The sequence below is a fragment of the Azospirillum rugosum genome (assembly GCF_017876155.1).
Classification (GTDB): Bacteria; Pseudomonadota; Alphaproteobacteria; order Azospirillales; family Azospirillaceae; genus Azospirillum; species Azospirillum rugosum.
In genome coordinates, this window is sequence record NZ_JAGINP010000027.1 from 97,716 (window position 1) to 109,626 (window position 11,911).

An 11,911-nucleotide genomic window follows, 5' to 3' on the forward strand; every position below is an offset into this window, starting at 1 on the left:
CGGTCCTCACTCGAAACGCTGGATGCGCTCGCCCAGCAGGCCGCGCGGGCGCAGCAGCAGGACGGTCAGCATCAGCAGGTACATCGACGCCTCGGCGGCCGGCGGCATGAAGTAGACCGCAAGGCCGCGCACGATGCCGACCAGCACGGCGGCGATCACCACGCCCCAGAAGCTGCCCAGGCCGCCGATGACGACGACCACGAAGGCGGCGGTGATGATCTCCGTCCCCATGGCCGGGTGCACCCCGGCGATGGGGGCCAGCAGCACGCCGGCCAGCGCCGCCAGCCCGATGCCCAGCGCCACCACAGCCGTCATGACCGGCGCCAGCGAGATGCCGAGCACCGCGACCATGTCCGGGTTCTGCACCCCGGCCTTCACCACCCGCCCGAAGGCCGTCTTGTTCAGCAGAAGCCACGTCCCGCCGACCGCCGCCGCGGCGACCGCCAGCATGGCAAGCCGGTATTTGGAGTAGATGAAATCGCCGACGAAGACCTGCCCCTTGATGAAGCCCGGCATCGGGAAGGGCAGGGGCGCCGCACCCCAGATGATGCGGATCGCCTGCTCCACCACCATGGCGAGGCCGAAGGTCAGCAGCAGGCTGTAGATCGGGTCGGTGCGGTAGAAGCGGCGCAGCATCGTGCGCTCGATCACGATGCCGATCGCCGCCACCAGCAGCGGCGACAGGACGAAGGCGCCGCCGAAGCCCAGCCGCTGCTCCAGCTCGATCGCGAAATAGGCGCCCAGCGCGTAGAAGGCGCCGTGGGCGAGGTTGACGACTCCGCCCAGGCTGAAGATCAGCGACAGGCCGAGCGCGATGAGCAGGTAATAGGCGCTGACGACGAGGCCGTTCAGCACCTGCTCCAAGATGAAAAGCAGTTCCACCGGCACCTCTCAGCAAAGGGCCTTTCGAACACCCCCTCTCCCTGCTCCGCAGGGAGAGGGAGGGGCCCACGAAGTGGGAGGGTGAGGGCAAGGCTATCCCGAGAAACCAAGCCCTCACCCTCCCGCCTGCGGCGGGTCCCTCCCTCTCCCGCCGGGGGCGGGAGAGGGGGTTTTTGAGGGCGACCGTCGCGCCTCAGGTGAAGGTGCAGGCGTTCTCCTGCTTGGTGGGTTGGATGACCTCCAGGTCTTCGCCGGCGCCGGGGACCGCGGTGCCGAGCAGCAGCATGTCCCACTTGTCCTTCTGCTCGGCCTTCGGCTTGGGCGTGATGGTGTACATCTCCGCGATCAGCTGGTGGTCCCAGTTGCGGAAATAGCCCTCGCGGCCCTTCAGGACGTCGAACTTGGCCTGGGATTCCAGGTGGGCGATGATCGTGTCGCTTGTCGTCGACTTGGTCTCGGCCATCGCCTGGGCCAGCACCTTGGCCGCCAGATAGTCGCCCCAGGCCTGGTTTTCCGGCGGCTTGCCCCAGCGCTTGATGAAGGCCTGGGTGAAGGCCTGCGCGCTGGGCGACTGCACGGTGTGGTGCCAGATGCACGGCCATGTGCCGGTGAAGGTGTCCGAGCCGGCGCCCCAGGCCGCGGCCGTGTCGAAGCCGCCGCCGGCGATGGGGAAGGGCAGGCCGTATTCGTTGTACTGCTTGATGAAGTTGGTGATCTGATTGCCGGCGAGGTTGGAGACGACGAGGTCCGGCTTGGCCTGCCGGATTTTCAGGATGAAGGGGCTGAAGTCGCTGGCGTCGGTCGGCACCAGCTCGCTGCCGGCGAAGCTGCCGCCGTTGTCTTCCGCGAACTTCTTGGTGACCCGCAGCAGGTCGTGGCCGAAGGCGTAGTCGGCGGTCAGGCCGAACCACTTCTTGCCCTTCACCATGCCGTCGCGCAGCAGGGCCTGACCCACCGCCTTGACGTAGGCGGTGTTGGACCCTTCGATGTGGAACATGTAGCGGTTGCAGGACTTCCCGCGCAGCTCATCCGAATTGCAGCCGGTCTGGATGAACAGCGTCTTGTTGCGGCCGGCCACCTGCGAGATCGACAGGCCGGAGGCGGAGCTGATCTCGCCCAGGATCGCCGCGACCTTCTCGCGCTCGATCATGCGCTCCGCCTTGGTGGCGGCGGTGGACGGGTTCACGCTGTCCTCGGCCAGCAGTTCGACCTTGCGGCCCAGCACGCCGCCGGCCGCGTTGATCTCCTCCACCGCCAGGGTGACGCCCATCACGGCGTATTCCCCCAGCGGCCCGAGGAAGCCGGTGCGCGGCGTCAGGTGGCCGACGCGGATGACGTCGGATTGCGCCCGGGCCGATTGCGCCTGGAGGATGGCCGGGGCGCCGATCGTGCCGGCGACGGCGAGGCCGGCGGTGGAGGTCAGAAGGGTGCGGCGCGTCAGTCCTGTTTTGGCATTTGGGCCTGTGCTGGTCATTGGGTCTGTCTCCTCCCATGGAGTCCGTGCGGCTTCTCGTTGGAAGCCTGGTCCGCCCCGTTTTCTGGGGCGGGCGGTTCCTGCCGTTTTTCCGGATTGTCATTCTCCGGGGCAGCCGCGATATGTTATCACAGTTCCAGTCCGCCGCCGCGGCGTCAAGCCGCGCAATCGGGCGAAGGGTTACGACGATGGGCCAAGGACCATGGGCTTAGGCGGTGTGAGTGGGGGCGGGATCGGCGCGCTGGACAAGGTCGACCGGGAGACGATGGGCGCGCGGGTCTACCGCGACCTGCGCAGCCTCATCATGGCCGGGCAGGTGTCGCCGGGCGACCGGCTGACCATCCGGACTCTGGCCGCGGCGCTGGGCACCAGCATGATGCCGGTGCGCGACGCCATCACCCGGCTGGCGGCGGAGCAGGCGCTGGAGGTGCTGCCGAACCGCACGGTCCGCGTGCCGATCATGACGCGCGCCCGGTTCGAGGAGGTGCGGACCATCCGCCTGATGCTGGAAGGCCACGCGGTGGAAACCGCGGCCGGCATCGTCACGCCCGAGGCGCTGGCGCGCCTTCGCGCCCTGCACGAGGAGTTCACGGCGGAGCACAACACCGGCGATCCCGATCCGGCGGCGCTGATCCGCATCAACAAGGACTTCCACTTCGGGATCTACGAGGCCGCGGCGATGCCCGCGCTGCTGCAGATCATCGAGGGGCTGTGGCTGCAGATCGGGCCGGTGCTGAACTTCGACCTGCGCTCCAAGTCGAAACGCCTGTCGGAGCGGGTCGCCCTGCGCCACCACGGGGACCTGCTCGACGCGCTCGGCCGCCGCGACGGCCCGGCGGCGCGCGCGGCGCTCGCCGGGGACATCGTCAGCGCGGGCGATTTCATCCTTCGCTGCGGGTCGCTGGTTTGACGCCCGCCGCCAGCCGGCGGCGGTATTCCGCCACCGGCAGTCCGCCCTGGCCCCAGTTTTCCAGGGGCACCTCGTCGATCACGACGAAGGTCACTTCGGGCGGCTTGTTCAGCACCTCGTACAGCAGGTCGCTGACGCCCTTGATCAGGGCCGCCTTCTGCTCCGGCGTCGCGGCGGCTTCACCGGGGGTCGCACCCTCGCGGGTGATCTGGATGTTCACGTAGGGCATCGGAGCGTTCCTGTCTGTTCGGGGTGCTTGTCCGGGGTGCCTACCAGCGGCCGGCGTGCTGGCCGCCGTCGACGTGCAGCGTCTCGCCGGTGACGAAGCCCGCCCCGTCGAGGTAGAGGACCGCGTCCACGATGTCCTGGATCGAGCCCATGTGGCCGACCGGGTGCAGGGCGGACAGGAACTCGTACGTCTCCGGGGCGTGCATCGGCGTCTTGATGATGCCCGGCGACACCGCGTTCACGCGGATGCCCTTGCCGGCGTATTCGATGGCGAGCGAGCGGACCACCGCGTCCAGGCCGCCCTTCGACAGCGAGGCCAGCGCCGCCGGCACGCCGGCCACGGGTTGCTCGACCAGCGTGGTGGTGATGTTGACGATGTGCCCGCTGCCTTGGGTCAGCATCTGCGCGGCGGCCAGCTGGGAGACGTGGAAGAAGCCGGCCACGTTGGTGGCCATGACCGCCGCGAAATCGTCGGCGGTGTATTCGGTGAAGGGCTTGGCGACGAAGATGCCGGCGTTGTTGACCAGCGTGTCGATGCGGCCGAACCGCTCGCGGGCGGCCGCGACGACGCGCTTGGCGGTGTCCGGGTCGGCGATGTCGCCGGCGACGGCCAGGACGTTCGCGTCGCCGCTCGGCTGGATGGAGCGCGAGGTGGCGACGACGGCGAAACCCTGCTGGCGGAAGCCCGCCACCAGACCGGCCCCGATGCCCTGCGACGCGCCGGTGATCAGCGCAACCTTCTGCGTGCTCATGATGGGTCCTCGATTGATGAGTTGAACTTGCGTTGGCGGGGGCGACAGGGCCGTTGGAACCTTGCTGCCGAAGCCGTGTATCTGCCCCGCTTTCCCGTTGAAAAATGCGCCGGAACGCGTAGAACGGCAAACGAGCTTTCCTCATCGAATCGACAAGGTGGATTTGTCGATGTCGCGACCCTTGCTTCCGCTCGGCGGCTTCCGCGCCTTCGAGGCCGCCGCCCGCCACCTGAGCTTCGCCCGCGCCGCGGAGGAGCTGCGCGTCACCCCGGCGGCGATCAGCCACCAGGTGCGGACGCTGGAGGACTATCTCGGCGTGGCGTTGTTCCGGCGCAGCGGCCGGCGCGTGCTGCTGACGGAGGCGGGGCAGATCATGCTGCCGGACCTGCGGCGCAGCTTCGACCTGATGGAGGCGGCCATGGCGCAGGCCAAGCGGCTCGCGGCTGGCGGCATCCTGACGGTCAGCATGTCGCCGTCCTTCGCCGCCAAATGGCTGATGCCGCGCATCGAACGGTTCCGGGCGCGCCATCCGGACATCGACCTGCGCATCGACGCGGACGTGCGGCTGGTGGACTTCGCCGCCAACGAGGTGGACATCGTCATCCGCTATGGCCCCGGCCGCTATCCGGGCCTGGACAGCGTGCTGCTGTTCGAGGAGGAGCTGTTCCCGGTGTGCAGCCCGCGGCTGCTGTCCGGGCCGACGCCGCTGCGCACCCTGGCCGACCTGCCGCAGCAAATGCTGCTGCACGACGAGACGATCAACTTCGCGGGGCCGATCCCGTCATGGCGGGTCTGGCTGCAACGGGTCGGGCTGGAGCAGGCCGTCGACCTCTCCCGCGGCTTGCGCTTCACCGCCACGGTGACGGCGACGCAGGCCGCGGTCGACGGGCACGGGGTGCTGCTGGGGCGCAGCCTGATCGTCGCCGACGACCTCGCGGCCGGGCGGCTGGTCCGCCCCTTCGCGGAATCCTGCCCCGCGGGGTTCGGCTATTACCTCGTCCACCCGCCCCAGGCCGCGGCGCGGGCCAACCTCCGCGCCTTCGTCGACTGGATCATGGAGGAGGCGCGCGGTTGACGGGCGCGCCGGGTTCGATTACGTCCCGCAACACGCCGACCCATAGGACGGCCCACGGGGCGGCGGCCGGCGAAAGGGACAGCGACGTGAGCCTTTCCTCCTTTCCGATATCCGGGCAGCAGGCGCGGGCGATCTGGCTGCGCGCGCAGCGCCTGGACGAGGCGGCGCCGTTCGGCTCCGGCCCCGAGGCGGCGTGGCGGGCGGTGGAGCATCTCGGCTATGTGCAGATCGACGCCATCAACGTCATCGAGCGCAGCCACCACCACATCCTCTACACCCGCATCCCGGACTACCGGCCGTCGGACCTCGACCGGGCGCAGGCCGCCGACAAGACGGTGTTCGAATACTGGACCCACGCCCTGTCCTATGTCTCCGTCGGCGACTTCCGCTTCTTCAGGCCGGCGATGGCCGCCTTCCGGGCCGGGCCGCCCAAGCCTTACGACTCCCTGGACCCGGCCGACTACGCCGCGATGCTGAGGCGCATCGAAGCCGAGGGGCCGATCGCGATCCGCGACATCGACGACGACGTCCTGGTGGAGAAGACCCACCCCTGGGGCAGCCGCAAGCCGTCGCGGCGAGCATTGCGCTACGGCTTCTTCGCCGGCGACCTGGTCGTCAGCAAGCGGACCGGCATCGAGAAGACCTACGATCTGACGGGCCGCCATTTCGGCTGGGCGGAAGCCCCGCAGACGGCCACGGAGGAGGAGGTCGCGGCCTATCTGCTGGACCGCGCCCTGCGGTCGCAGGGTCTGGTCAGCCTGGATTCCGCCAGCTACGGCGTCACGCGGGCGAAGGCCGCCCTGTCCCGGATCATCGACGCTGGCGTCGCGGCGGGCTCGCTCGTCCCGATCCACCTCGACGGGCAGGAGAAGCTGCGGCACTGGACCACGCCGGAGGCGCTGGATGAGTCCCGTGACCGCACCGCCACCCGGCGCGTCCACATCCTGTCGCCCTTCGACCCGCTGGTGATCCAGCGCAAGCGCTTCAAGCTGTTCTTCGGCCACGAGCACCGTTTCGAGGCCTACGTGCCGCCCGCGCAGCGGGTCTACGGCTATTTCACCCTGCCGGTGATCGTCGGCCAGCGGCCGGTGGCGGTCCTGGACCTGAAGATGGACCGGCCGTCGAAGACCCTGCTGATCCAGAAATGGTCGTGGCTGGTCGACCCCAGCCCGTCCCTGAAGGGCCGGATCGACCGGGAACTCCAGCGCTTCGAGGCGTTCCAGCGCGGCGGCGCCTGACCCGGGGAGCGGCATCGGTCGCGATCCCGCCTGATGGCGCCCGGCATCCGTCGCATGGCTATGCGTTCGGCTATGCCTTCCTCCGATGGTGCAACGTTACACTTCGCCCCTTTTCATTCGTGGGAGGTTGGTGTAACGATGCACCAAATGGTTTCGCATGAAAGAACCAGATTGGAGGAGGGTCCATGAAGAGCCTGTCACGCCGCCAGTTCGTCGCCACCGGAGCGACCATCGGAGCGGCCCTTGCGTTCGCACCGGCGCTGAAATCCGCGCAGGCCGCACCGGCGGTCAAGCTGCTGGTGTCGTCGTCGATGCAGAAGGACGCCCAGACGAGCGCGCACTACGCGTGGTTCGAGCGGTTCGCGTCGAACGTCCAGTCGAGCCTCGGCGACAAGGTCGAGCTGACCTACTTCCCCAACGGCCAGTTGGGCAAGGAGGCGGACGTCATCCAGCAGGTCAAGTCGGGGGGCGTCGACATGGCGGTCACCGGCTCGTCCAACCTGGCGACGATCTGTCCCGAGTTCGGCATGCTCGACTACGGCTACGTGTTCGACAGCTACCAGCACGCGGCCAAGGCCCTGGATTCCGGCGTCAGCGAGCAGCTCGGCAAGATCATCCGCGACAAGACCGGGGTGAGCGTCGTCGGTTGGGGCTTCCATTTCGGCGCGCGCAGCGTCTACACGAAGAACAAGCTGGCCGCCATGGCCGACCTGAAGGGCGTGAAGCTGCGCGTCCTCCCGGCCCCGGCCTTCCTGCAGACCTTCTCGCTGCTCGACGCCATCCCGACCCCGGTGCCGGTCAACGAACTCTACACCGCCCTGCAGACCGGCGTGGTGGATGGGTTCGAGCATGACCCGGGAACCGCCATCGACGGCAAGTTCTACGAGGTCGCCAAGAACTGCCTGCTCACCGAGCACCTGTTCAGCCCGATGTGCGCCATCATCGGCAAGCGCGCCCTGGCCAAGATCCCGGCCGACCTGCAACCGGCCTTCCTCCAGGCGGCGCGCGACGCGACCATCGGCCAGCGCGACTACGCCGTCGGCAAGGCCAAGGAAACTCTCGACAAGCTGGCGCAGCTCGGCGTGGCGATCACGCCGGTCAGCCCCGCCGAGCGCAAGGCCGCGCAGAAGGTCATCGCAGACCAGCTGTGGGCCAAGTTCGGGGAGCAGTACCCGGCCACCAAGCCCGCCTTCGCCGTCATCGACCAGACGCGTAGCGCGTAGGCATCCCGCAAACGCCGACTGACTCCGAGGCGCCCTCGGGTCGCGGATCCCGGTCCGCGCCCCGGGGGTGCGCGTGAAGCCCGCGCGAGAGGTGAGCCATGGCTCCGAGCAATCCCACCCACAACGCGTCCACGGTCGACCTCGCGACCGTGCCGCCCGCGTTCGACCACTCGGCGCCGCATGACGCGGCGTCGTTCCCATTGTCCGGAAAAGCCGGCGACCTCCTGGCCAAGGTGGTCCGGGCCACGGAGCTGTTCTCCGCCGTGGCGCTGGCCGTGGACGTCGTCATCGTCTTCACGTCCGTGGTGCTGCGCTACTTCCTTCATTCACCGGTCAGCTGGGCGGAGGAGGTGGCGAGCGCCCTCATGGTCGTGCAGGTCTTCCTCGGCGCCGCGACGACGCTGGCGCGCGGTGGGCATTCCGGCATCGACGTCTTCCGCGGCCACCTGCCGGCCTCCTGGCAGGCCTCGATCGTCCAGCTCTGCTACTGGATCGTCCTGGCGGTCTCAGTCGGCCTGTTCCTGTCGATGGCCGAACTCACCCTCGACACGATCGAGGACACCACCCCGTTCGGGCTGTCGACCGGGATCTTCACCTACCCGGCGCTGGTCGGCAGCCTGTTCATGGCCGTCTTCGCCACGGCGAACGCGCTGGCCGGGCCGGCGCGGACGGTGTGGGCGACGCTGGCCGGGGCGGTCGCCCTCGTGGCCGGCGTGTGGGCGTGGAACAACGCCGTCCCCGACCACGCGGTCGCGCCCGGCCTCCTGCTCTGCGGCGGTTTCGTCGTCACCCTGCTGATGGGCGTGCCCATCGCGTTTGCGCTGGCCTTCGCGGCGCTGCTGTACTTCCTGACGAACCCGAACCTGCCGATGCTGATCTACGCCCAGCAGATCCTGTCAGGGTCGGAGCATTTCGTCCTGCTGGCCATTCCCTTCTTCGTCCTGGCCGGCCTGGCCATGGAGGTCAACGGGATGTCGCTGCGGCTCATCGAGCTGCTGCTCCGGCTGATGGGGCGCGTGCGCGGCGGGTTCAACCTGATCCTTATCATCGCGACCGCGATCTTCTCCGGCATTTCCGGGTCGAAGCTGGCGGACGTGGCGGCGGTCGGCGGCATCCTGATGCCCGCCATCCGCAAGACCCGCCAGGATCCCAACGACGCGGCCGGCCTTCTCGCCTGCACCGCGATCATGTCGGAGACGATCCCGCCCTGCGTGAACATGATCATCTTCGGCTTCGTCGCGAACATCTCCATCGGCGGGCTGTTCGCCGCCGGCCTGCTGCCCGCCGGCGTGCTGCTGGTGGCGCTGGCGGTGGTCGCCGTCTATTTCGGCAAGCGCGTCAATCCCGACGAGGCGTTCGAGGTCCGCACGCCGTGGCCGTCGCTGATCGCCGGCGCGCTGGTCGGCCTCGTCATGATCGTGATGATCGGGCGCGGCGTCATGGCCGGCATCGCCACCTCCACCGAGATCTCCGCCTTCGCCGTGGTCTATGCCCTGGTCATCGGCGGCCTGGCCTTCCGCGAACTCACCTGGTCGTCGGTCGTCGCCCTGTTCGTCCGCGCGTCGTCGCTGACAGGCGCCATCCTGTTCATCGTCGCCGCGGCGTCCAGCGTGTCCTTCGCGCTGACCATCGAGCAGATCCCGCAGCAGCTGTCGGCGCATCTCGTGTCCTTCGGCACCAGCTACGGCAAGGACGTGTTCCTGGTCGCCGCGTCGCTCATGATGATCGTCTTCGGCGCTGTGCTGGAAGGCGCGCCGGCGCTGATCATCTTCGGCCCGCTGCTGACGCCGATCGCCGCGCAGCTGGGCGTCGACCCGCTGCATTTCGGCACGATCATGGTCATCTCCATGGGCCTTGGCCTGTTCTCGCCGCCGGTGGGGCTCGGCCTGTTCGCCACCTGCACCATCACCGGGACCCAGCTGAAGGACGTCGTCCGGCCGATGGGCAAGTACCTGGCGGTGCTGTTCCTCGCCCTGCTGGTTCTGATTTTCGTGCCGACCTTCTCGTTGCTTCTGCCGCGCCTGTGGGGATTCTAGAATGCGGACCGGCCGAGACGCGGAGGAAGCGCCATGAGCACCATACAGGACGTCGCCCGGCGTGCGGGGGTTTCCAACAGCACGGTGTCCAACGTGCTGAACGGCCGCACCAACCGCATGCGCGCCGACACGCTCGCCCGCATCGAGGCCGCCATCCAGGAACTGGGCTTCCAGCCGAACCGGGCGGCGCGCCTGCTCAAGACGGGGCACACGCCGCTGATCGGGCTGCTGGTGCCGTCGATCGCCAACCCCAGCTACGCGGCGCTGGGGCAGGAGGTCGAGACGGCCGCGCGCCAGCAGGGCCATCGGGTGCTGATGGGCAACACCCACCGCAGCCCCGAGAACGAGATGGAGTTCTTCGCCGACCTGCTGTCGCACGGCGCGCGCGGCGTGATCGTCTTCTCGTCCCTGCTCGACGACAGCTACTTCCAGCAGTATGTCGAGCGCGGCCTCGTGGTGGTGAGCTTCGACAGCCGGCCGGGGCATGACCGGACGCCGGTGGTCGACTATGTGTCGATGGACAACTTCGCCGCCGGCCGGCTCGCCGTCGATCACCTCCGCGGCTTCGGGCACAGCCGTCTGGCCTTCCTCAGCGCCAGCGGACAGACGACCAGCCGCCGGGAGAAGATCGCCGGCTTCCTGGCGGCGGCGCAGGAGGCCGGAATCGCGGACAGCGTCCAGGTGCTGTCCGGCCGGACCTGCTCGGAATACGGCGACGCGGAGATGGCCGAGGTCGGCCGTGCCCTGGCCGGGGAGGTGGCGGCGTCCGCGGCGCCGCCGACCGGCGTCGTCACCATCAACGACATGCTGGCCATCGGCTTCATCGCCGGCCTGGCCGAGCGTGGCCTGAGGGTTCCGGAGGACATCTCCGTCGTCGGCATGGACAACATCCTTCTCGCGACCCTGGTCAGCCCGCCGCTCACCTCGATCGGCGGACCGCTGACGGAGATGGCCCACACCATGATCGACCGCGTGGTCCAGCGCCTTGCCGACCCCGGGATCGCGCCGGCCGAATTCCTCTTCGCGCCGGCGCTGGTCCCGCGCGGATCGGTCGGGCCGCCGCGCATGGCGCGGTAAGGCCGCGGGCCGAAGACAGCACACACAGCGGAACGGACAGTCCCCCGGCGCGCGATGGCGGCGCCGACGGGAGGCGTCTGCCCGCGGACCAACGACAACCGATACACTCTGAAGGAGCAAACCATGGGTTCACTGGTTGGCAAGCGCGCTCTCGTCACGGGAGCCGGGCATGGCATCGGCAAGGCGGTCGCTGAGGGGCTCCTCCGGGCGGGCTGCGATCTGGCGATCCACTATCGCTCGGGTGAGGAAGGGCCGCTGGAACTCGTCGCCCTGGCGGAGTCGCTCGGCCGCCGGGCCAGCCACTTCCAGGCCGACCTGACCGACGAGACGGCCGTGACCGCCCTGGTGACGCAGGCGGTCGGCTTCCTCGGCGGCCTCGACGTCCTCGTCAACAACGCCGGCGGGCTGGTCGAGCGGCGCCGCCTGGAGCAGGTGGACCTGCCGTTCTGGCAGAAGGTCATCGACATCAACATGACGACGACGATGCTGATCACGCGCGAGGCGGTGCCGCACCTCGCCGACGCCGGTGGGGCCTCGATCATCAACCTGTCGTCCCTGGCCGGGCGCAAGGGTGGGCACGCCGGCTCGCTCGTCTACTCCATGACCAAGGGCGCGATCCTGACCCTGACCCGGGCGCTGGCCGCCGAACTGGCCCCCCGCGGCATCCGCGTGAACGCCGTGGCGCCGGGCCTCATCCTCGGCACGCGCTTCCACAACACGCACACGACCAAGGAGTCCGCTGACGAGACCATCCGCGGGATTCCGCTGGGACGCGCCGGCGACGTCTACGACGTCGCCCGGCCGATCGTCTTCCTGGCGTCCGAATACGACGGCTTCATCACCGGTGAGACGATCGACATCAACGGCGGCGTGTACTGCGCCTGACCCTGCGATGATGGTTCGCCGCTCTCCGCCGTCCCACTACGGTATGCACACATCTCGCGGATGCGATAATGCATTGAGCAGCATGGAAAAAGCCCCTCTCCCCTTGGGGGAGAGGGGTTGGGGGTGAGGGG

General features: G+C 68.9%; 11 protein-coding genes. 7 read left to right on the forward strand and 4 right to left on the reverse strand.

What is annotated here, in order from left to right; all coding sequences use genetic code 11:
• Window positions 1-6: 6 nt before the first annotated feature.
• Window positions 7-882 carry a branched-chain amino acid ABC transporter permease gene (locus tag J2851_RS29480; RefSeq protein WP_209770881.1) on the reverse strand — a complete coding sequence of 292 codons (876 nt, stop codon included), beginning with the start codon at window positions 880-882 and terminating at the stop codon, window positions 7-9.
• Window positions 883-1,075: 193 nt separating this feature from the next.
• Window positions 1,076-2,356: an ABC transporter substrate-binding protein gene (locus J2851_RS29485; RefSeq protein ID WP_209770882.1), complete on the reverse strand. Its 1,281-nt coding sequence runs from the start codon at window positions 2,354-2,356 to the stop codon at window positions 1,076-1,078.
• Between the two features lie 202 nt (window positions 2,357-2,558).
• Between J2851_RS29485 and J2851_RS29490 the strand changes: the two genes are divergently transcribed.
• Window positions 2,559-3,266, forward strand: a complete 708-nt coding sequence (locus J2851_RS29490; protein ID WP_209770883.1) for a GntR family transcriptional regulator — start codon at window positions 2,559-2,561, stop codon at window positions 3,264-3,266.
• Here the strand turns inward: J2851_RS29490 and J2851_RS29495 are convergent.
• Both J2851_RS29495 and J2851_RS29500 read right to left on the reverse strand, forming a co-directional pair.
• Window positions 3,238-3,495: a tautomerase family protein gene (locus J2851_RS29495; protein WP_209770884.1), complete on the reverse strand. Its 258-nt coding sequence runs from the start codon at window positions 3,493-3,495 to the stop codon at window positions 3,238-3,240. The two genes, J2851_RS29490 and J2851_RS29495, sit on opposite strands and share 29 nt — an antisense overlap.
• 40 nt (window positions 3,496-3,535) lie before the next feature.
• Window positions 3,536-4,246 carry an SDR family NAD(P)-dependent oxidoreductase gene (locus tag J2851_RS29500; RefSeq protein ID WP_209770885.1) on the reverse strand — a complete coding sequence of 237 codons (711 nt, stop codon included), beginning with the start codon at window positions 4,244-4,246 and terminating at the stop codon, window positions 3,536-3,538.
• 169 nt (window positions 4,247-4,415) lie between these two features.
• On the opposite strand from J2851_RS29500, the gene gcvA reads away from it, so the two are divergent.
• The 6 genes from gcvA to J2851_RS29530 all read left to right on the forward strand — a co-directional run bounded on the left by gcvA (window position 4,416) and on the right by J2851_RS29530 (window position 11,780).
• The gene (gcvA, locus tag J2851_RS29505; protein WP_209770888.1) at window positions 4,416-5,321 is read left to right on the forward strand and encodes a transcriptional regulator GcvA; all 906 of its coding nucleotides are present in this window, start codon (window positions 4,416-4,418) and stop codon (window positions 5,319-5,321) included.
• 86 nt (window positions 5,322-5,407) lie between these two features.
• Entirely contained in the window at window positions 5,408-6,559 is a 1,152-nt protein-coding gene (locus tag J2851_RS29510; protein ID WP_209770891.1) for a winged helix-turn-helix domain-containing protein, read from the forward strand.
• 185 nt (window positions 6,560-6,744) lie between these two features.
• Window positions 6,745-7,782: a TRAP transporter substrate-binding protein gene (locus tag J2851_RS29515; protein WP_209770895.1), complete on the forward strand. Its 1,038-nt coding sequence runs from the start codon at window positions 6,745-6,747 to the stop codon at window positions 7,780-7,782.
• Between the two features lie 98 nt (window positions 7,783-7,880).
• Entirely contained in the window at window positions 7,881-9,818 is a 1,938-nt protein-coding gene (locus tag J2851_RS29520) for a TRAP transporter large permease (protein ID WP_209770898.1), read from the forward strand.
• A 33-nt stretch (window positions 9,819-9,851) separates the two neighbouring features.
• The gene (locus tag J2851_RS29525; RefSeq protein WP_209770901.1) at window positions 9,852-10,895 is read left to right on the forward strand and encodes a LacI family DNA-binding transcriptional regulator; all 1,044 of its coding nucleotides are present in this window, start codon (window positions 9,852-9,854) and stop codon (window positions 10,893-10,895) included.
• A gap of 123 nt (window positions 10,896-11,018) precedes the next feature.
• Window positions 11,019-11,780 carry an SDR family NAD(P)-dependent oxidoreductase gene (locus J2851_RS29530; RefSeq protein WP_209770904.1) on the forward strand — a complete coding sequence of 254 codons (762 nt, stop codon included), beginning with the start codon at window positions 11,019-11,021 and terminating at the stop codon, window positions 11,778-11,780.
• The last annotated feature ends 131 nt before the right edge of the window (window positions 11,781-11,911 follow it).